Genomic DNA, 18,884 nt, shown 5'->3' with positions numbered 1-18,884 from the left:
ATACTCGCCGCCCACACAGCGGCACATTAAGCAGGAAATCTGAAAAAGATCTCCTGCTTTTTTTCTGCACAAAATGAAGTGGTAAAACGCCACCCCATCCACCAATTACCGAAAGGAGGGACACGAAATGCCCTGTCCACACAACGAAATCACGATTGTGCAGCGCAGCCAGCGACAGTCTGCGGTTGCCGCCGCTGCTTACCAGAGTGGCGAAAAGCTGTTCTGTGAATACGACCAGCAAGTGAAGCACTACTCGGAAAAGCGTGGTATCGTCCACAATGAAATCCTGCTCCCGGCAAATGCTCCGCCGGAGTATGCAGACCGCAATACCTTATGGAACGCCGCCGAAGCGGTGGAGAAGCAATGGAACTCCCAGCTTGCAAGGCGGTGGGTGCTTACCATCCCCAGAGAGATACCGCCTGACCAGTACGCTGTCCTTGTCCGGGAGTTTTGTGAACAGCAGTTTGTTTCCAAAGGCATGATCGTTGACTTTGCCATCCACGACCCCCATCCGCCGGGACACAATCCCCACGCCCATGTCATGCTCACTATGAGGGCAATGGACGAACATGGAAAATGGCTTCCCAAGAGCCGCAAGGTTTATGACCTTGACGAAAACGGGGAACGGATAAAACTTCCGTCCGGCAGATGGAAAAGCCACAAGGAGGATACGGTGGATTGGAACGACCAGAAGTATTGCGAAATCTGGCGGCATGAATGGGAGGTCATCCAGAACCGCTATCTGGAAGCCAATGACCGCCCAGAGCGTGTGGACTTGCGTTCTTATGCCAGACAGGGGCTTGATATTATCCCTACTGTCCATGAGGGAGCTGCTGTCCGGCAGATGGAAAAGCGGGGTATCCAGACGAACATCGGCAACCTGAACCGGGAAATCAGAGCTGCCAACAATCTGATGAAGTCCATCCGACAGCTTATCCAAAACCTCAAAGGCTGGATTACCGAGCTGGGAGAAAAACGAAAAGAACTGCTTGCACAAAAGGCGGCGGAGGAAGCGACACTTCTTCCCAATCTGCTGATGAAGTACATGGAGATACGAAAGGAAGAACGGAAGGACTGGACGAGGGCTGGACAGAACCGGGGGACTTCACAGGACTTAAAGGCAGTCAGCGAAGCCCTGTCCTATCTCCGGCAAAAGGGGCTTTCCACTGTGGAGGACTTAGAAGCATTTCTGGAATCCTCCGGGAAATCAGCCGCAGATTACCGCAATCAGATGAAGCCAAAGGAAGCCCGAAGCAAAGTGATTGACGGGATTCTTGCCAGCCGGACAGACTGCAAAGAATGTAAGGCTGTCTATGAGAAGTACCAGAAGATATTTTTTAAGAAAACAAAGGAAAAATTCAAACAGGAACACCCGGAGGTTGCCCGGTATGAGAAAGCCGCCGCCTACCTTGCCAAGCACCCGGACGATAAGGACAGTACCCAAAAGGAGCTGCAAGAGGAGCAGGAAACGCTTCTGGAAGAAATTGCAGCCCTGAAAACACCGCTGACCGAGGTACAGGAGGATTTGAAGAAGCTGCGGGACATTCGCTACTGGGTACGGAAAGCCACCCCCGGCACAGAAGAAAGCAAAGAGCCGCCCAAGAAACAGCCTATCAAAGAAGTCTTGCAGGATAAGGCTGACGAGAAAAAAGCACAAAGAACTGCCCCGGTGCAGACAAAACACAAACAACAGGATATGGAACTTTAACAGGCACTTGCCATTTTCAGATTGAGAATGTCAGGTGCTTTTCTTTTTTTCAAGGAGGGATAGATTTGAATGTATTTGAAACTGTGAAGCAGTCCGTCACAACAAGACAGGCTGCGGAGCATTATGGAATCCATATAGGTCGGAACGGGATGGCTTGCTGCCCGTTCCATAACGATAAAACCCCAAGCATGAAGCTGGATCGGCGTTATCACTGCTTCGGCTGCGGTGCAGATGGGGATGTGATTGATTTTGCCGCCGCCCTGTATGGGCTGGGAAAGAAAGAAGCCGCCGTACAGCTGGCACAGGACTTCGGGCTTTCCTATGAGGACTGGAAACCGCCGGGAAAGGCAAAAAAGCCCAAGCCCCGGCAGAAATCCCCGGAGGAACAGTTTCAGGAAGCAAAGAACCGCTGCTTCCGTATCCTTGCCGATTATCTCCACCTACTCCGGGAATGGAGAAAAGATTATGCCCCACACTCCCCGGAGGAAGCCTTTCATCCCCGGTTTGTGGAAGCCTTACAGAAGCAAGCCCATGTGGAATATCTGCTGGATGTGCTGCTGTTCGGGGAAACCGAGGAAAAAGCGGCTTTGATTACGGACTACGGAAAGGATGTGATACAGCTTGAACAGCGAATGGCAGAGCTTGCAGCCGCAGACGCAGCAAGAACTAAAAAACACCATAAACGCCATGCAGCCGCCCCAGAGCATTGAGGAAATCAAGGCGGGGCTGGAAACTACCGAGAAAGGCGGTGTCCGTCAGAGCATACGAAACTGCCTGACTGTATTCCAGCGTGACCCGCTGCTTTCCGGGGCTATCGCCTACAACATCCTGACCGACCGCAAAGACATCATAAAGCCCATCGGTTTCCACAGGGAAAGCACCGCCTTAAACGATACGGACATGAAGTATCTGCTTCTCTATCTGGAAGAAACCTACGGGCTTACCAATGAGAAAAAGATTGATAACGCCATCGGGATTGTGGCGAATGAAAACAAGTACCATCCCATCCGGGATTATCTCAATACCCTTGTGTGGGATGGGACAGAGCGAATCCGCTTCTGCCTGCGGCACTTTTTGGGGGCTGACGCAGACGATTACACCTATGAAGCGTTGAAGCTATTCCTGCTGGGTGCAATCTCACGAGCCTTTCAGCCCGGATGCAAGTTTGAAATCATGCTCTGTCTGGTAGGCGGTCAGGGGGCTGGCAAGTCCACCTTCTTCCGTCTGCTGGCAGTCCGGGACGAGTGGTTCTCCGATGATTTGCGGAAGTTGGACGATGACAATGTGTACCGCAAGCTGCAAGGTCACTGGATTATCGAAATGTCGGAAATGATGGCAACCGCAAACGCCAAGAGCATTGAGGAAATCAAGTCATTTTTAAGCCGGCAGAAAGAGGTTTACAAGATACCCTATGAAACCCACCCGGCAGACCGCCCCCGTCAGTGCGTGTTTGGCGGCACTTCCAATGCCCTTGACTTCCTGCCCCTTGACCGTTCCGGCAACCGCCGCTTTATCCCCGTCATGGTGTACCCGGAGCAAGCCGAGGTTCACATTTTAGAGGACGAAGCTGCTTCCAGAGCCTATATCGAGCAGATGTGGGCGGAAGCGATGGAGATTTACCGAAGCGGCAGGTTCAAGCTGGCTTTCAGCCCCGCCATGCAGCGGTATCTCAAAGAACACCAGAGGGATTTTATGCCGGAGGACACCAAAGCCGGGATGATACAGGCGTATCTTGATAAGTACACCGGGAGCATGGTCTGCTCCAAGCAGCTCTACAAGGAAGCCTTGAACCATGTCTTTGACGAGCCGAAGCAATGGGAAATCCGGGAAATCAACGAGATTATGAACCAGTGCATTTCCGGCTGGCGGTACTTCCCAAACCCAAGAATGTTTTCCGAATATGGCAGACAAAAGGGCTGGGAGCGTGAAAACCCGGCAACGGACTCCGGCAACCCGTCTGAAAAAACGATGGACGGTTTTGTGGAGGTCACAGAACAGATGGAGCTTCCATTCTGAAAATGACAGCCCGTTGCATCCCCTGTTGCTATCCCGTTGCCGAGCCGGTTGCCGGGGAAAACCCCATAACTGCGGGCTTTTCTCCCTTATAACAACCAAAACAACAGAAAAATAAAAGAAAAGTATAAATAGTAACCATCGCCAGATTGAGATTGTTTGCAAGGTCTTTTGAAGCCCGTTGCCGGACTTCGTTGCCGACACCCTCTGTCTGGCTATTTTCATGTATGGAGGATAACTGCCTATGGCAAAAAACAAAACAGAGATTCATGTTACAACGGTATTTGACGGGGAACTGGACGCAACCGATGTGTTCGTCAGCCTGATTTCCCAGAAATACGGTAAGACAAATACGAAAGAATATCTTGCTAAAAGGAAAGATATGAGCTATAATGAAGATGAGGTTCAAAAGAGCCAGATACCGTCTGGATTGTGTGGGTAAATGGCTATGATGAACGAAATGGAATACAGAACAATCGGTTCGGCACTTGCCGGAGGGTATCGTGCAGCGGTCTATTGCAGGCTGTCAAAGGACGATGACCTGCAAGGCGAAAGTGCCAGTATCGCAAACCAGCGTGATATGCTGGAAAAATACTGCGAAAAGCAGGGATGGGAGGTTGTGGCAGTCTATCAGGACGATGGCTTCACAGGTCTTAATATGGAGCGTCCTGATTTACAGAGAATGTTGAGAGCCATTGAGCGCAGGCAAATCAACCTTGTCATCACGAAAGACCTCAGCCGACTGGGGCGTAACTATCTGCAAACCGGGCATTTGATTGAGGACTTTTTCCCAAGAAACGGTGTCCGCTATATCGCCATGAATGACGGAATCGACACCCTGCGGGATAACAACGACATTGCCCCGTTCAAAAATATCCTGAACGAGATGTACAGCAAGGATATTTCCAAGAAAGTCCATTCCTCTTATCTTCTGAAAGCGCAGAAAGGACAGTTTACCGGGTGTCTTGCCCCGTTTGGATATCGGAAAGACCCGGAGGACAAAAACCATCTGCTCATTGACGAGGAAACCGCCCCGATTGTGCGGCTGATTTTCGGATATGCCCTGAACGGTCATGGTCCGAACTATATCCGCAGACGGCTGGAGGAAGAAAAAATCCCCTGCCCCACATGGTGGAACCGGGAACGGGGGCTTCGCAATACCCGCACCAAATGGGAAAAGAAAGACCCGGAAAACGGGCGGTATATGTGGGACTTCTCCGTTATCAAAGACCTTTTGATGAATCCCGTCTACACCGGGGCGATTGCTTCCCAGAAAAAGGACTACCGTTTCAAAATCGGCACGATTGGGGAAAAGAAGCCGGAGGACTGGATTGTGGTGGAGGGGCAGCATGAACCGCTGATTGATCGCATGAGCTTTGACATTGTGCAGAACAAGCTGAAATCCCGCCAGCGTCCGGGGCAGACTAATGAAATCAGCCTGTTTGCCGGACTGTTAAAATGCGGCGAGTGTGGGAAGTCGCTGACAGTACGCTACACAAACGCAAAACATCCCCAGCAGATTTATTCCTGCAAGACCTACAATGCCTTTGGAAAGAACCACTGCACCCAGCACCGGATTGACTATGACACCCTTTACAGCCATGTGCTGCGGAAAATCCGGGAATGTGCCAGAGCTGCCCTGATGGACGGGGAAGCGGTTGCTGACCGCCTGACCAATACCTGTGAAGCCGAGCAGCGGGAACAGCGGGAAGCAATGGAACGCTCCCTTACAAGGGACGAGGAACGGATTGAGGTTCTGGACAAAATGGTCATGCGGCTTTATGAGGATATGATTGCAGGGCGTATCAGTGAGCAGAATTTCAACACCATGCTGGAAAAGACACAGACCGAGCAGACGGAGCTTAAAGCAAAAGTGTCCGAGGGCAGAAAGCGGCTGTCCGATGAAGTCCAGCTTGCCAATGACGCAAAACAATGGGTGGAAGCCATTCAGGAATACGCCAATATCACAGAGCTGGACGTAGCCACCCTCAACCGCTTAATCAAAGAAATCGTCGTGCATGAGCGCATTGACGAAGATAAAACAAGACACATTTCTATCGAAATTCATTTTAATCTCAAACCCATCCCAGAGGTGGAACAGGTCACTGCCTGACCTGTCCCGCCGGGACGGTTCTCTTAACAACACCATATAGATTTTTTGTACGCCGCCGCCCGCCATCGAGCAGAGTTTTACACCTAATTGGGGATAAAACAGCTCATGGCGGGCGGCGGCATCATCGTCATTGGCACCACACTGATCCCTCTGCTGTCTGGCCTGTTTTAAGGTAGGCGCTTATGGATTTTCTCACCGACTGGCTCACAAACTGGCTCAAAGAGCTTCTGATTGGCGGGATTATGGGAAACCTCGAAGGGCTTTTTGATACCGTCAATGCCCAAGTCGGAGAGATTGCGGCACAGGTAGGGACTACCCCGGCGGCGTGGCACGCCGGGGTTTTCTCCCTGATCCGACAGCTTTCCGAAACGGTGATCCTGCCGATTGCCGGAATGGTGCTGACCTTTGTTGCCACTTATGAGCTCATACAGATGCTTTTGGAAAAGAACAATATGCACGAGGTTGACGTTGCGAACCTCTATAAATGGATGTTCAAAACGGCCTGTGCAATCTTAATCCTGTCAAACACATTCAATATCGTCATGGCCGTGTTCGATGTATCGCAGAGCGTCATCGCGCAGGCAGGCGGGCTCATTCAAGGCTCCACCGATGTTTCGGCGGATATGCTTGCCGAATTGGAAACCTCGCTGGAGGCGATGGACTTGGGGCCGCTTTTGGGGCTGTGGCTGCAGTCTGCACTCATTGGCTTCACGATGAAAGCAATGGGGATTATCATTTTCGTTTTGGTGTATGGCAGGATGCTGGAAATCTATCTGCTGACCAGTCTGGCCCCCATCCCCGTTGCTACGCTTTCCAACCGGGAGCTTGGCGGCACCGGGCAGAACTACATCAAGTCCCTGTTTGCCGTAGGCTTTCAAGGGCTGCTGATCCTTGTATGTGTTGCAATTTACGCGGTGCTCATTCAAGGCATCGCAACAAGCGGCGATCCCATCGGGGCGATTTGGGGAACTGTGGGCTACACGGTTCTGCTTTGCTTCATGCTCTTTAAGACCGGGAGCATTGCCCAGCGTATCTTTGGCGCTCATTAACAGGAGGTGGTGCTTATGCCGCGAAGATACGGGGCGGATGGAACGCGCTTATGGAATGGAAAAACGCCGGAGGAGTTTACTGAGGCGGATGCTTACCGCTTTATGGCGGAAACAGAGGCCGTCCTGCAAAGAAAAGAATTGATGGACGACCCCGCCCAGCCTGCTCCGGCAAGCGGAAAGGAGGAATTTTATCTGAGTAAGAAAGACGATGTATTGCTGACCCCGGAGCAGATTGCTGCGGAGGAACGGCGCTGGCTGTTTGATGCTCCCATCGCGGAGCTTGCAGAAGTCAAGGGCGTTAGCATTGATGAGGCAGTAAAAATGCGGACAGATGCTGTCTTGCAGGAGGCGGTTGTTCCAATCACGGTATCTGTCCGCCCGATTGAGCCGCAGGGAAAACTGATCGGCTTCGCCAGCGTTAATTTTGGCGGTGTGGTCATCGACGATTTTAAGGTTGTGGACGGGAAAAACGGGATTTTCCTCGGCGCTCCCTCTAAACCTGATCCTGCCAGCCGGACGGGATACCGGGCTACGGTTCGGATTCCTGACCGAGCCACACAGGAACGGATCAATGCGGCTGGTGTGGAGGCGTATCATGCGGCGGTGGAACAGCTTGTTGCACGGGCCCAGGCGGTACGGCCTGCCCCGATCAAGGAGCAGATGGCCGAGGCTGCAAAGCAAGCAGGAAAAGAAAACGCTGCCCGGCCTGCGCCTGCCAAGGCAAAGGAGGCCCGTAATGACCGATAGCCGCACTTTGGGACAAAGTGTCCCGAAGGAGGGCTTGTTTCTCATGGATGGCATTGAGGGCCTGCGCTCCCTGCCCAAACATAGCGTGGATATGCTGTTGACTGATCCGCCTTACGGCACAACCCGGAATTATTGGGATGTGCCCCTGCCGCTCCCGGAGTTGTGGGAGGCGGTGAAATGGGCGGTCAAGCCGAATGGCGCAGTGCTGTTTTTCGCACAGTGCCCCTTTGACAAGGTGCTGGGCGCATCCAACCTCGCCATGCTCCGCTATGAGTGGATTTGGTATAAAGAGCGCGGAACGGGCTTTCTCAATGCAAACCGGGCTCCGCTGAAAAAGTCCGAGAACATCTTGGTGTTTTACCAAAAGTCCCCGGTCTACAATCCACAGTTTACTTACGGCAAGCCATATACCCGTGTTCATTCCCGAAGCGGTACAAGCTCTAACTATGGGAAATTTGAACGGCAGGGCTCAGAGTCCAACGATGGCCGCCGCTATCCCGGAAATGTGCTTTTTGTGCCTACGGTGTCCGGCGGCATCCATCCCACACAGAAGCCCGTGGAGCTTTGTGAGTATCTGATCCGCACCTATACCCGCCCCGGCGAATTGGTCGCGGACATTTGCGCGGGCTCCGGCACAACCGCGATTGCAGCTATCAACACAGAACGTCGCTTTGTATGCTTTGAAACGGCCCCGTCCTTTTATGCCGCCGCCAGTGAGCGCATCCGTGCGGCGCAGGCAGTAAAAAGCTCCGGCGAGAAAGGAGTGTAATTATCCAGCAGTATTCTATCATTTACGCCGATCCCCCTTGGCGCTACTCGGCTAAGAAAGTACAGGGCGCGGCGGAAAATCATTATCCCACTATGAGCATTGAGGATTTATGTGCGTTGCCTGTGGCTGATCTTGCAGCCCCGGACAGCGCACTCTTTTTATGGGCCACTTTCCCGCAGCTCCCGGAGGCGCTCCGGCTGATCGAGGCTTGGGGCTTCACCTACAAAAGCGTTGCTTTCGTCTGGCTGAAAAAGAACAAGAAGGCGGATAGCTGGTTTTACGGCCTTGGCTTCTGGACAAGGGGCAATGCAGAAATCTGCCTGCTGGCAACCAAGGGCCACCCGAAGCGGCAGGCTGCCAACATTCATCAATTCATCATTTCCCCGATTGAAGCCCATAGCAAAAAGCCGGACGAGGCCCGCGCCAAAATCATTTCCCTGATGGGAGATCTGCCCCGCGTGGAGCTCTTTGCCAGGCAGACCCCGCCCGGCTGGGCTGTATGGGGAAATGAAGTAACACCAACCATCCCGGACTTTGGGACACATTGTCCCGAAGTGCAGAAAGGAGTGTGATCTATGCCCTATGTAAACGTACCAAACGATTTATCCAAAATCAAAACAAAGATGGCTTTCAACCTCACCAAACGCCAGCTTGTCTGCTTCGGCAGCGCGGGCGCAGTGGGGATTCCGGCCTATCTGCTGACCCGTGGCACCCTCGGCAATACCGGGGCGATGTTTCTCATGCTGGGAATTATGCTCCCGGCGTTCCTTCTGGCGATGTATGAAAAGGACGGCTTACCCTTTGAAAAGGTGGTGCGGAATATCATCCGGGCCAAGTTTCTAAGGCCGGGGATCAGGGCCTACCAAACCGAAAACATTTATGCGCCCTTTGCCGGGCCGGGCGCTGGAAAGGAGGATGTGATTGAAAAACACAAAGAAGAAAAACGTAGCCGCCGCCAAGGGTAAAGGCCGGGCGACCCTGTCTGCCCAACAGACAATCCCGTATCTGTCCATGCACCCGGACGGTGTGTGCAAGCTCCCGGGCGGGCTCTATACAAAAACCGTGGAATATGAGGACATCAATTACTCCGTGGCATCCACCGAGGATCAGACCGCCATATTCAGCGGATGGAGCTCATTCCTCAACTACTTTGACAGTTCGCTGCCGTTCCAGCTTTCCTTTATCAACCGTCGTTCCCATTCCCGCAGCCGCTATCAAGTCAATATCCCGAAAGCGGATGACAACTATAACAGCGTCCGGGATGAGTTTACCGGGATGCTGAAAAATCAGATTGCCAAAAGCAATAACGGCATTGAACGCTCAAAATACATCACCTTTGGCATACCCGCCGAGGGGATTGCGGAGGCACGGCCCCGTCTGGAGCGTGTGGAGGCCGATGTCATGGGAAACTTTAAGCGACTGGGCGTTCCCTCGGAGCCGATGGACGGACGGGCCCGCCTTGCGCTGCTTCATAGCCAGATGCACCCGGGGAGCCGTGAGGCGTTCCGTTTTTCGTGGAAAGACATCCCGCAGACCGGGCTCGGCACAAAAGACTTTATTGCCCCGGACAGTCTCGACTTCCGCCAGTCCCGCACATTCCGCATCGGCCAGTATTGGGGCGCGGTGTCCTACTTACAGATTATGGCATCGGAGCTTTCGGATAAGTTGTTGGCGGAAATCTTGGAGCTGGATGCGGAAATGACCGTGACCATGCACATTCAGACCGTGGATCAGCTCAAGGCAATCAAGACCATCAAGGGGAAAATCTCTGACATCGGAAAAATGAAGGTGGAGGAACAGAGAAAGGCTGTGCGCTCCGGCTATGACCCGGATATTCTTCCCCCTGACCTGATCACATTCAGCAAGGACGCGGCGGAGCTTCTGGCTGATTTGCAATCCCGCAATGAGCGAATGTTTCTGCTGACCTTTACGGTGGTAAACCTTGCTCCTAACCGCCAGCGGCTGGAAAACGATGTGTTTACCGTGGGCGGTATCGCGCAGAAATACAACTGCGCTCTGCGCCGTCTGGACTGGCAACAGGAACAGGGCTTTGTTTCCTCGTTGGCCCTTGGTTACAACGAGGTAGAAATCCAGCGCGGTATGACCACCAGCTCCACAGCCATCTTTATTCCTTTTATGACAAGGGAGCTCCGCATGGCTGGGCAGGCCCTCTACTATGGCATGAACGCACTTTCTCACAATGTCATCATGGCTGACCGCAAAAAGCTGAAATCAGCAAACGGGATGTATTTGGGCTCTACGGGCTCCGGAAAGAGCTTTGCCGCAAAGCGCGAGCTCTTGAATGTGTTTCTCACCATCCCGCAGGATCGGATCATCGTGGTTGACCCGATGGGCGAATACGCTCCGCTGGTGCGAAGGCTGGGCGGCCAGGTGATCGAGATTGCCCCGGACAGCCCGCACCACCTCAATCCGATGGATGTGGAGCTCAATATGGCTGCCGGAGAAAGCCCGCTTTCCATGAAGGCGGATTTTCTTTTGTCCCTGTGCGAGCTGGTGGTTGGCGGCAAGGAAGGTTTGCAGCCCATTGAAAAGACGGTCATTGACCGCTGTGTGCGTTTGGTGTATCGGGAGCAGGCGCTCGGACTGGAAACCGCAAAAACACCGCTGTTGCAGGATTTGTACGAAGAGCTCTTACGCCAGCCGGAGCCCGAAGCCCGGCGCGTGGCAACTGCCTTAGAGCTTTATTGCACAGGCTCCCTCAATCTCTTTAACCATCCTACCAACGTCAAGACGGACAGCCGTGTGGTGTGCATCGTTCTGAAAAACATGGGCGAAAACCTTAGAAAGATTGCAATGCACATCACAAATGAGTTTGTTTCGCAGGCGGTGGATCAGAACTTCCACGAGGGCGCGGCGACTTGGTGCTACTTTGACGAGTTTCATATCCTGCTCCGCGATCCGCTGACAGCCAGCTACTTTGTGGCAGTCTGGAAAATGCTGCGTAAAAAAGGATGTGTGCCGTCTGCTTTGACGCAGAACGTCAAAGACCTTTTGGCCAGCCGGGAAATCGAGAACATTCTGGACAACACGGATTTTATGATTCTGCTTTCGCAGGCGCAGAGTGACCGTACCATTCTGGCAAAACAGCTCGGCATTTCCGAGCATCAGCTTTCCTATATCACACACAGCAATTCCGGTGAGGGGCTGTTGTTCTATGGAAATGTAACCATTCCGTTTGTGGATCGGTTCCCTCGCGGAGAAATCTATGACCTGCTGACTACCCGCCCGGAGGATATGAAGAATGAAACGAAAAACGAATAAGACCAAGGAGGAGGCTTGGTCGCAGACCGCCCACGCCCCTGACGGGGAACAGCCCGGGCCGGAGGCTTCCGACACTTCGGGACAAAGTGTCCCGAAGTCCAAGTTCCGCAAAAAGAGCCAGCAGGAACAGGCTGCGGCGGCAAAGCTCCGTATGGAGTCCCAAGGCGAAAAGCTGGAACAGGCCCGGGAGAAGCTGGCAAAACAAAAGCCGCCGAAAAAGCCCGGCCCGGTAAAACGCATAGGCCGTGTTGCCAGTGGTTCCGTTCACAGCTTCGTGCATGGCAAGATTTTTGAAGTGGAACAGGAAAATGTCGGCACAGAAGGCGCACACCGTTCTGAGCTTGTGGGAGAAACCGCGCTGCGGCACGGCTCCCGCTTTGTGCGCCGTAAAGTCCGGGAACATCCGGCAAAAGTGGTACGCAAGGCCGAAGCCCGCTATACCAAGTACACGGCGGACTACCATTTTCACACCGCCGCACAGGAGCACCCGGAGCTGACGAAAAATGCCCTTACCCGCTACTGGCAAAAGCAACGGCTTCGCAGGCAATACCGCAAGCAGGCAAAGGAGGCTGCAAAGCAGGGCGCGGCTGCGGCTGGGAAAACTGCCACAGCCACAGAACGCCTGACCGCCCGGGCAGTGGAATTTGTCAAAAGTCATCCCGCAGGTGCCGTGGTTGCGGTGCTCTGTGTGTTACTCCTGTTTGCTATGCAGTCCTGTTCCTCTACCATGCTTATGCTGGGGAACGCCGGGGCCGGTGCATTAGGGGCCAGCACCTATCCTTGCGAGGATCGGGATATGCTGGCCGCCGAAGCTGCCTACTGTGCGCTGGAAGATGATTTGCAGCATTATCTGGATACCTATGAAAGCACCCATGACTATGACGAATACCACTTCGATCTGGACGAAATCGAACATGACCCCTATGTGCTGCTTTCTCTTTTGTGTGCGCTCCATGAGGGACAATGGACAATAGACGAGGTACAGGGAACGCTGCAAATGCTGTTTGACCGCCAATACATTCTCACGGAGGATGTGGTGGTGGAAACCCGGTATCGCACAGAAACCGACACATGGACGGACGAGGACGGCAACTCCCATACAGACACCTATCAGGTGCCTTACGACTATTACATCTGTACGGTCACGCTGGAGAACTTTGATTTATCCCATGTACCCGTGTATGTCATGGGCGAGGATCAGCTTTCCCGGTATGCCATCTATATGGCAACGCTGGGAAACCGCCCCGATCTGTTCCCGGATTCTCCCTATGTGAACAAGTACATTACCGGGAAACCCGGTGATTACGAAGTACCCGGAGAATATCTGGACGATGAAACCTTTGCCGCGATGCTTGCCGAGGCGCAGAAATACATCGGCTATCCCTATGTGTGGGGCGGCAGTTCTCCGGCTACTTCCTTTGATTGCTCGGGCTATGTTTCATGGGTCATCAATCACTCCGGCTGGAATGTTGGCAGGCTGGGAGCCCAGGGGCTCTATAACATCTGTACGCCGACCAGCTCTCCCAAACCCGGTGATCTGGTGTTCTTCAAAGGCACCTATGACACGCCGGGCGTGAGTCATTGCGGGATTTATGTCGGTGACGGAAAAATGCTGCATTGCGGAGATCCCATCGGCTACGCAAATTTGAATACAAGCTACTGGCAATCTCATTTTTACGCCTACGGGCGTTTACCGTGACAGGAGGTTTTGAAATGGCAACTACCAAAAGCATGAAAATTCAGGCCGAGATTGATAAGGTCAAGGCTAAAATCAGTGAACAGCAGGCCCGGCTCAAGGAGCTGGAGCAGAAAAAGCTGGAGGCAGAAAACAGCGAGATCGTGGACATTGTGCGCGGTATGAGCATCTCCCTTACGGAGCTCCCGCTGCTGTTTGAAAAGCTGAAGGACGGTGGCACTTTGGGACAAAGTGTCCCGAAGTCCGAAGAAGAAAAGAAGGAGGAGAACTGAATATGAAACACTTTCGTATGTTGGCGGCGGGGCTTTGCTTCGCCGTTCTTTTATGCGGCTTTGCGATCCCAGCCTACGCCTATTCGGACAGTGGGAATGAGGAACCGCCTGTTGTGGAAGAAACTCCGGCCCCGGAGCCTGCACCTACCATTACCCCGGGCGCGGGCTTTTCGGAGGATGGAAACCTTGTGACCCGCGATCTGCTCTATGATGCTGCAACCAACAAACAGTTTATCACGGTGGAAACCAGCGGCGGCAACACCTTTTACATTGTCATTGATTATGACAAGCCTGTGGACGAGGACGGCGAACAGTATCACACCTACTTTCTGAACATGGTGGATGAAGCCGATCTGCTGGCGGCACTGGAGGCCGCTGGCGGAGAGCTTCCGGCCTGCTCCTGCACAGAAAAATGTGCGCCCGGAGCCATCAATACGGATTGCGAGGTCTGCGCGGTCAACATGACCGAGTGTGCTGGTACAGCTCCCGAACCCGCCCCGGTGACGGAACCTGCGGAGGAGCCGGAACCCGAGCCCCAGCAGAAAAGCAATACCGGGACACTTCTGCTGATTTTGGCAGTGGCTGTTCTGGGCGGCGGTGCAGGCTGGTACTTCAAAATCTATCGCCCGAAGCATGAAAAAGCTGCTGTACCCGAAGAGGATTACAGTGAGGAACTGGCTGATTATGACGATCCCGAGGACGATGGGCCGCCTTGGGACGAGGACAATACAGAAAGCGAGGATAATGAATGAGATTTACCAACAACCCCTATGAGGGATTTATGAAAGAAAAAAGCTACTTTAAGGGTGTGCCGCCAAGCCTGCCGCCGAAGGGCTCCCGTTGTGACGGCTGCCCTTACTGGCGCGGGATCGGCTGCGTGTTCTGCTACCGGGAGCAGCTCAAACCACCGGGCAACGGGAGGTGATACTGTGGGCCGAGAACTGACCCGGACAGAAAAAGCGGCAATCCGCAGGCTGGTGTCAAAATGGTGTGCCAACTATGACCGGGACTGCGGCTGCCTGCCGCTGGATTGCGAGTGCTATATGTTTGGGAAATGCTGGACGGGGGCTTATTGCCGCTACTTCCGCGAGGCTGTTCTGCCCCTTGATCCGGCGCTGGAGGCTGCGTTGCTGACAGAGGGGCCAAGGCCGGATTTCAAGGCTTGCCCGGTATGTGGCAGAGCCGTGGCTCCTGATGGACGGCAAACCTATTGTTCGGTGGCCTGTGCAAAGGCGGCACACCGCAGACAGCAGCGGGAATATATGCGGAAAAAACGGGGCTGATGTGTTGACAATTAGGACATCCAAAACCCGCCTGTGACAAGGCTTTTTAAGGCCATTTTCTGCGGGAGGCGTATATTTCTACGTCCGGCCCTGTTTCCGTGAGATGCTGTCAACATTTTAGCTGCCGGGGCTTTGGGACAATTTGTCCCAAAGTTCCGGCTTTTGTGGAAGGAGGTACTATGCCGAAATATTATCCAATCAATGAAGAAGCCGCAAAGCGGGCAAAGGATATGAACAGCTTTTCCGACTATCAGCCGGGCTCCGCTACGGCGGGCTACCGGGCAATGGTCGATGAAGCGTATGCAGCGGCGGAACGCCAGAAAGCGCGTGTCGATCCCATGTACCATGATAAGATTGACACACTGGTGGATCGCTATGCCCGGAAACTTGCCGAAAATCTGAATGAACGCAATGTGATTGATGCCCGGGTGCCCTCTATTCTGATCTCCGGGGGCGGCAATTTCCCTGTGACAAAAAAGCACAAGCAGAACGCCGCCCGGGATCGCAACTATGGAGAGTATGCGGAGATTTCAAAGCTGCTTGATAAAATCCGCTCTGTTGGAATGGGTGGGATCAGCGCGGATGACGATCTGGCCGTGGAAAAGCTGACAAAAAAGCTGGAGGGGCTGGAGTCCCAGCAGACCACCATGAAGGCGGTCAATGCGTATTTTCGGAAACACAAAACGCTGGACGGCTGCCCGGAGCTTACGCCGGAGCAGGCAGAAAAGCTCAAAGCAGATATGGCGCAGTCATGGCACTTGGACAAAAGCAAGCCATACCCCGCCTATCTGCTTTCCAACAACAACGCCAACATCCGCCGTGTGCGCCAGCGCATTGAGGAACTGAGCAGCCGCTCCGAGTTTGCTGGCTGGACATTCCCCGGAGGTGAGGCAAAAATCAACGAGGCTGAAAATCGTTTGCAGCTTATTTTTGAGGAAAAGCCCGATGCCGATCAGCGGCAGGAACTGAAAAGCAACGGCTTTAAGTGGGCTCCCAGCCAAGGGGCATGGCAGCGGCAGCTTAACCAGAACGCTATCCGTGCTGCGGCCCGGATAGACTTTCTGCGACCCGAGGACGGTACAAGCCCCTATCAGCTCCAGCCGTTTGTGAAAAGAGAAAATAAAGAAATGTCTCGATGATGGGAGGTGTACTATGGACAAAAATCAAGGCTATGCTATTTTGAAGGCGGTCATGCTGGAAAATGGACGAGGATTTGCATTGGGCGAACATCCCACCGCGCCATCCCGCTATGTCACATGGGCCTGCTATGATGACAAGGACGGCCAGCGGCAGTATGAATGGGGTCACTATGGAAATGACCGCACCGCGATGGAACAGGATTTCACAGACCGGGTGCAGGACTATCAGCGTATTTATAATGTCGGGATCAGGCAGACCGAGGCTCCCGGCCTTTACAAGTATTATTCGACCCAGCGGCCTGTGGACATCGGGACATTCCCGAAGCCGCCTTATAACAAGCCGGATGAAATCTTCAATTACGATCAGCGCATCCCGGTGGAAAATGGCTCGTTCTTGGCTTGGGGCTATCTTACCTATACCCGCCCGCTAACGGAAAAACAGGCATCCGACTATGAGCTGCGTCCTGCGCCTGATAATCCCGACAGACCCCGTCCGATTGCCGAGCAGATGAAAAATGCGGCAAAGTTGGCGGAGGCAGATCGCGGCTCGGAGGCTCCGGCTCCCCAACGGAGGCAGCCTGACCGTGGCGATAGATAAGGAGGTGCGTATATGGAAAAGAAACGTGAACAGGAATTGTCTGTACTGGAGGTGCTGCGCCTGCACCGTGAATTTCATTTGCCGCACCCTGTTCCGGCAGACAAACAGGAAAAGCCGCTGGATAAGGTAAAGGAGCCGCCCCGCGCCTGCCGCAGCCGGGAGCGTGAGGAGCGATGACAAAGAAACGCCGCCGTCCGATCCATCTTCATGTGATGGTGTCGGAGGCGGAGCAGGCTCTGATTCAAGAACGTATGGCGGAGGCTGGCATCCGTAATATGGGAGCCTATATGCGGAAAATGGCCCTGAGTGGGTATGTGCTTCATGTTGACCTTTCGCCTGTTCGTGAGCTGGTTTCGCTCCAGCGGCGCTGCTCCAACAATCTGAACCAAGTGGCAATTCAAGCCAACACCTACGGCGCGATTTATCCCGAAGAACTCGCGGCCTTGCAGCGGGACTATGCCGCTTTGTGGGGGCCGCTGTCTGATCTCTTGAAACAGCTCTCCGCGCTGGTAGAGCTCTGACCCGTCCGGGGAGTGGTTGATACCGCTCCCCGGCTTTTTCTACTTCGGGACAAAGTGTCCCAAAGTAAAAATACTGTTTGCCGGAAGGAGGGATTTTTACGGCGACCACCTACATCCGCCCTTATAAAACAGCGGCGGGAAAAAGTGCAATTCAAACGATGGAGGATCGTTTCACCTATGGCCTGAACCCGGAAAAGCTGGGAGCCGTATCTTCCTATCTCTGCGATCCGAACACGGCTCCCGCCGAGTTTCTTCTGGTAAAAAGTCAATACCTTGCAGAGACAGGCCGGGCCGTATCTCGCGGGGCACTGTTCTTTCAGATCCGGCAGGCGTTTCTGCCCGGGGAGGTTACGGCGGAAGAAGCAAACCGTATCGGTTATGAAACGGCGATGCGCTGGACAAAGGGAAAGCATCAATTCTTTGTCTGTACGCATACTGATAAGGCCCATATCCACAATCACATTTATTTCAATGCGACGGCCTTTGATCGCTCCCGGAAATTTCATAATTTCATTGGTTCGTCCTTTGCCCTGCGGCGGCTTTCTGACCGCGTGTGCATCGAACATGAATTGTCTGTCATTCAAAATCCGCGCCAGCACAGCAAGGGCCGTTTTCTCCACTATGGCCAGTGGATCAGGGAAAAGCCGCCCTCTGCCAAGCAGAGGGTACGGCTGGCTATTCTTGCCGCTTTGGAGAAAAAGCCCACAGACTTTGCCGACTTTCTTCGGCTCATGGATGAGTCTGGCTTTGCGGTGAAACAGGGGCGCGGCGGTGTCATCTCATTTCTCGCGCCCGGACAGGAAAAACCGACCCGGCTCCGAGCTTCTACACTGGGAGCCGGATTTGACCCGGAGGACATCAAGGAGGTAATTGCCGGGGAACGTCCGCTCCCCGAGCTGCCAGAGGAGCCCACGGTTCCGCCACGGCGAGTTAATCTCATCATCGACATTCAAGAGCGTATGGCCCAGGGCAAGGGCCCGGCCTATGAACGATGGGCCAAGGTCTACAACCTAAAACAGATGGCCGCTGCACTCCAGTATTTGCAGGAGCATCATCTGACAGACTATGCGGCGCTGACGGCCCGCACCGAGGCTGCGGTGGATCACTTTCACAAGCTGTCTGACAAGCTCCGCACAACGGAGGAGGCTTTTTCCAAAACCTCGGAGCTGATGGCTGCCACGGTGGACTATGCTAAGACCCGCCCGGTGTTCGATGGGTACAAGGCTGCGCGGTACAGTAAAAAGTATCTGGCCCAGCATGAAGCAGAGCTTGCCACTTACCGGGCGGCAAAGGATACCATGAACACCATACTGAACGGCGCAAAGCTCCCTAAGATTGAAGCACTAAAAAAATCCCGCCGTGAGCTGGCAGGACAGAAAAAAGAGCTTTATGCAGAATACCGGGAGGCCCAGCGGCAAATGCGGGAGGCCGTGGCAATAAAAGCGAACATTGATCATCTGCTCGGCATAACAGACGAGCGTGAAAATAAGGCTCAGGAACGATAGTGACGGGCCGCAGACTACGGTGCAGCGCACCGGGACTTTGGGACAATTTGTCCCAAAGTACAGCGGGTTTGGGGAGCTCCCCAACAAGCATTTTTGCGGGCCCTGCGCCCTGCAAAAATTTCGGAGTGTGGCCACACCCGAATTGCTTGCCAAAACGCGCAACCCGCAACATGGCGCAAAAAAACGGAG

Annotated in this window: 20 protein-coding genes and 1 pseudogene; all 21 read left to right on the top strand. The window is 53.7% G+C overall.

Going from position 1 to position 18,884, the window contains the following annotated elements:
* Nucleotides 1-127 precede the first annotated feature (127 nt).
* The 21 genes and pseudogenes from mobQ (at nucleotide 128) to CGC63_RS09845 (ending at nucleotide 18,695) form a co-directional block, all read left to right on the top strand.
* Complete coding sequence (gene mobQ, locus CGC63_RS09945) at nucleotides 128-1,708, top strand: MobQ family relaxase (protein WP_003020311.1); 1,581 nt, start codon at nucleotides 128-130, stop codon at nucleotides 1,706-1,708.
* A 65-nt stretch (nucleotides 1,709-1,773) separates the two neighbouring features.
* A complete protein-coding gene (locus CGC63_RS09940; protein WP_004841066.1) occupies nucleotides 1,774-2,418 on the top strand; it encodes a CHC2 zinc finger domain-containing protein in 645 nt (214 codons plus the stop codon).
* Nucleotides 2,396-3,724 carry a virulence-associated E family protein gene (locus CGC63_RS09935; protein ID WP_003020317.1) on the top strand — a complete coding sequence of 443 codons (1,329 nt, stop codon included), beginning with the start codon at nucleotides 2,396-2,398 and terminating at the stop codon, nucleotides 3,722-3,724. The genes CGC63_RS09940 and CGC63_RS09935 overlap by 23 nt, the downstream gene beginning before the upstream one ends.
* Before the next feature lie 241 nt (nucleotides 3,725-3,965).
* The gene (locus CGC63_RS09925; RefSeq protein ID WP_003020324.1) at nucleotides 3,966-4,163 is read left to right on the top strand and encodes a hypothetical protein; all 198 of its coding nucleotides are present in this window, start codon (nucleotides 3,966-3,968) and stop codon (nucleotides 4,161-4,163) included.
* Nucleotides 4,164-5,834 (top strand): recombinase family protein, encoded by a 1,671-nt coding sequence (locus CGC63_RS09920; protein ID WP_003020327.1) that lies wholly within the window; start codon nucleotides 4,164-4,166, stop codon nucleotides 5,832-5,834. It abuts the gene before it with no gap.
* A 90-nt stretch (nucleotides 5,835-5,924) separates the two neighbouring features.
* Nucleotides 5,925-6,005, top strand: a pseudogene (locus CGC63_RS09915) (Maff2 family mobile element protein); the annotation flags it as partial.
* An 11-nt stretch (nucleotides 6,006-6,016) separates the two neighbouring features.
* Nucleotides 6,017-6,883 carry a VirB6/TrbL-like conjugal transfer protein, CD1112 family gene (locus CGC63_RS09910; protein ID WP_003020330.1) on the top strand — a complete coding sequence of 289 codons (867 nt, stop codon included), beginning with the start codon at nucleotides 6,017-6,019 and terminating at the stop codon, nucleotides 6,881-6,883.
* Between the two features lie 15 nt (nucleotides 6,884-6,898).
* A complete protein-coding gene (locus CGC63_RS09905; RefSeq protein ID WP_003020333.1) occupies nucleotides 6,899-7,630 on the top strand; it encodes a septation protein SpoVG family protein in 732 nt (243 codons plus the stop codon).
* Nucleotides 7,620-8,399: a DNA-methyltransferase gene (locus CGC63_RS09900; protein WP_003020336.1), complete on the top strand. Its 780-nt coding sequence runs from the start codon at nucleotides 7,620-7,622 to the stop codon at nucleotides 8,397-8,399. Before CGC63_RS09905 ends, CGC63_RS09900 begins: the two co-directional genes overlap by 11 nt.
* A 2-nt stretch (nucleotides 8,400-8,401) precedes the next feature.
* Nucleotides 8,402-8,971 (top strand): MT-A70 family methyltransferase, encoded by a 570-nt coding sequence (locus CGC63_RS09895; RefSeq protein WP_257319276.1) that lies wholly within the window; start codon nucleotides 8,402-8,404, stop codon nucleotides 8,969-8,971.
* A 3-nt stretch (nucleotides 8,972-8,974) separates the two neighbouring features.
* The gene (locus CGC63_RS09890) at nucleotides 8,975-9,364 is read left to right on the top strand and encodes a PrgI family protein (RefSeq protein WP_003020342.1); all 390 of its coding nucleotides are present in this window, start codon (nucleotides 8,975-8,977) and stop codon (nucleotides 9,362-9,364) included.
* Nucleotides 9,321-11,681, top strand: coding sequence for a VirB4-like conjugal transfer ATPase, CD1110 family (locus tag CGC63_RS09885; protein WP_172620980.1), 2,361 nt, complete (start codon nucleotides 9,321-9,323; stop codon nucleotides 11,679-11,681). The genes CGC63_RS09890 and CGC63_RS09885 overlap by 44 nt, the downstream gene beginning before the upstream one ends.
* A complete protein-coding gene (locus CGC63_RS09880; RefSeq protein WP_089438685.1) occupies nucleotides 11,662-13,380 on the top strand; it encodes a C40 family peptidase in 1,719 nt (572 codons plus the stop codon). The genes CGC63_RS09885 and CGC63_RS09880 overlap by 20 nt, the downstream gene beginning before the upstream one ends.
* Nucleotides 13,381-13,394: 14 nt before the next feature.
* Nucleotides 13,395-13,649 carry a DUF4315 family protein gene (locus tag CGC63_RS09875; protein ID WP_014080213.1) on the top strand — a complete coding sequence of 85 codons (255 nt, stop codon included), beginning with the start codon at nucleotides 13,395-13,397 and terminating at the stop codon, nucleotides 13,647-13,649.
* Nucleotides 13,650-13,651: 2 nt separating this feature from the next.
* Nucleotides 13,652-14,401, top strand: a complete 750-nt coding sequence (locus tag CGC63_RS09870) for a DUF4366 domain-containing protein (protein WP_003020355.1) — start codon at nucleotides 13,652-13,654, stop codon at nucleotides 14,399-14,401.
* A 177-nt stretch (nucleotides 14,402-14,578) separates the two neighbouring features.
* Nucleotides 14,579-14,932: a cysteine-rich VLP domain-containing protein gene (locus CGC63_RS09865; protein WP_040351104.1), complete on the top strand. Its 354-nt coding sequence runs from the start codon at nucleotides 14,579-14,581 to the stop codon at nucleotides 14,930-14,932.
* 179 nt (nucleotides 14,933-15,111) lie between these two features.
* Nucleotides 15,112-16,071, top strand: a complete 960-nt coding sequence (locus CGC63_RS09860) for a DUF8626 domain-containing protein (protein ID WP_040351105.1) — start codon at nucleotides 15,112-15,114, stop codon at nucleotides 16,069-16,071.
* A gap of 13 nt (nucleotides 16,072-16,084) precedes the next feature.
* Entirely contained in the window at nucleotides 16,085-16,669 is a 585-nt protein-coding gene (locus tag CGC63_RS09855; protein ID WP_003020359.1) for a defense against restriction DarA-related protein, read from the top strand.
* A 12-nt stretch (nucleotides 16,670-16,681) separates the two neighbouring features.
* On the top strand, nucleotides 16,682-16,846 hold the full coding sequence (locus CGC63_RS15460) for a hypothetical protein (RefSeq protein ID WP_003020361.1): 165 nt from the start codon (nucleotides 16,682-16,684) through the stop codon (nucleotides 16,844-16,846).
* The gene (locus tag CGC63_RS09850) at nucleotides 16,843-17,190 is read left to right on the top strand and encodes a plasmid mobilization protein (RefSeq protein ID WP_003020363.1); all 348 of its coding nucleotides are present in this window, start codon (nucleotides 16,843-16,845) and stop codon (nucleotides 17,188-17,190) included. The genes CGC63_RS15460 and CGC63_RS09850 overlap by 4 nt, the downstream gene beginning before the upstream one ends.
* A 158-nt stretch (nucleotides 17,191-17,348) precedes the next feature.
* Nucleotides 17,349-18,695 (top strand): relaxase/mobilization nuclease domain-containing protein, encoded by a 1,347-nt coding sequence (locus tag CGC63_RS09845; RefSeq protein ID WP_172620990.1) that lies wholly within the window; start codon nucleotides 17,349-17,351, stop codon nucleotides 18,693-18,695.
* Nucleotides 18,696-18,884 lie beyond the last annotated feature (189 nt).

Source organism: Blautia hansenii DSM 20583 (genome assembly GCF_002222595.2).
Lineage (GTDB): Bacteria > Bacillota > Clostridia > Lachnospirales > Lachnospiraceae > Blautia > Blautia hansenii.
Note: the sequence above shows the minus strand (reverse complement) of the source record. Positions and strands in the feature narration are given on the sequence as shown.

Excerpts from the sequence above, each read along its gene's own strand:
- mobQ (WP_003020311.1), top strand. The coding sequence starts at position 128 with ATGCCCTGTCCACACAACGAAATCACGATTGTGCAGCGCAGCCAGCGA.
- CGC63_RS09935 (WP_003020317.1), top strand. The coding sequence starts at position 2,396 with ATGCAGCCGCCCCAGAGCATTGAGGAAATCAAGGCGGGGCTGGAAACT.
- CGC63_RS09925 (WP_003020324.1), top strand. The coding sequence starts at position 3,966 with ATGGCAAAAAACAAAACAGAGATTCATGTTACAACGGTATTTGACGGG.
- CGC63_RS09920 (WP_003020327.1), top strand. The coding sequence starts at position 4,164 with ATGGCTATGATGAACGAAATGGAATACAGAACAATCGGTTCGGCACTT.
- CGC63_RS09910 (WP_003020330.1), top strand. The coding sequence starts at position 6,017 with ATGGATTTTCTCACCGACTGGCTCACAAACTGGCTCAAAGAGCTTCTG.
- CGC63_RS09905 (WP_003020333.1), top strand. The coding sequence starts at position 6,899 with ATGCCGCGAAGATACGGGGCGGATGGAACGCGCTTATGGAATGGAAAA.
- CGC63_RS09900 (WP_003020336.1), top strand. The coding sequence starts at position 7,620 with ATGACCGATAGCCGCACTTTGGGACAAAGTGTCCCGAAGGAGGGCTTG.
- CGC63_RS09890 (WP_003020342.1), top strand. The coding sequence starts at position 8,975 with ATGCCCTATGTAAACGTACCAAACGATTTATCCAAAATCAAAACAAAG.
- CGC63_RS09880 (WP_089438685.1), top strand. The coding sequence starts at position 11,662 with ATGAAACGAAAAACGAATAAGACCAAGGAGGAGGCTTGGTCGCAGACC.
- CGC63_RS09875 (WP_014080213.1), top strand. The coding sequence starts at position 13,395 with ATGGCAACTACCAAAAGCATGAAAATTCAGGCCGAGATTGATAAGGTC.
- CGC63_RS09870 (WP_003020355.1), top strand. The coding sequence starts at position 13,652 with ATGAAACACTTTCGTATGTTGGCGGCGGGGCTTTGCTTCGCCGTTCTT.
- CGC63_RS09860 (WP_040351105.1), top strand. The coding sequence starts at position 15,112 with ATGCCGAAATATTATCCAATCAATGAAGAAGCCGCAAAGCGGGCAAAG.
- CGC63_RS09855 (WP_003020359.1), top strand. The coding sequence starts at position 16,085 with ATGGACAAAAATCAAGGCTATGCTATTTTGAAGGCGGTCATGCTGGAA.
- CGC63_RS15460 (WP_003020361.1), top strand. The coding sequence starts at position 16,682 with ATGGAAAAGAAACGTGAACAGGAATTGTCTGTACTGGAGGTGCTGCGC.
- CGC63_RS09850 (WP_003020363.1), top strand. The coding sequence starts at position 16,843 with ATGACAAAGAAACGCCGCCGTCCGATCCATCTTCATGTGATGGTGTCG.
- CGC63_RS09845 (WP_172620990.1), top strand. The coding sequence starts at position 17,349 with ATGGAGGATCGTTTCACCTATGGCCTGAACCCGGAAAAGCTGGGAGCC.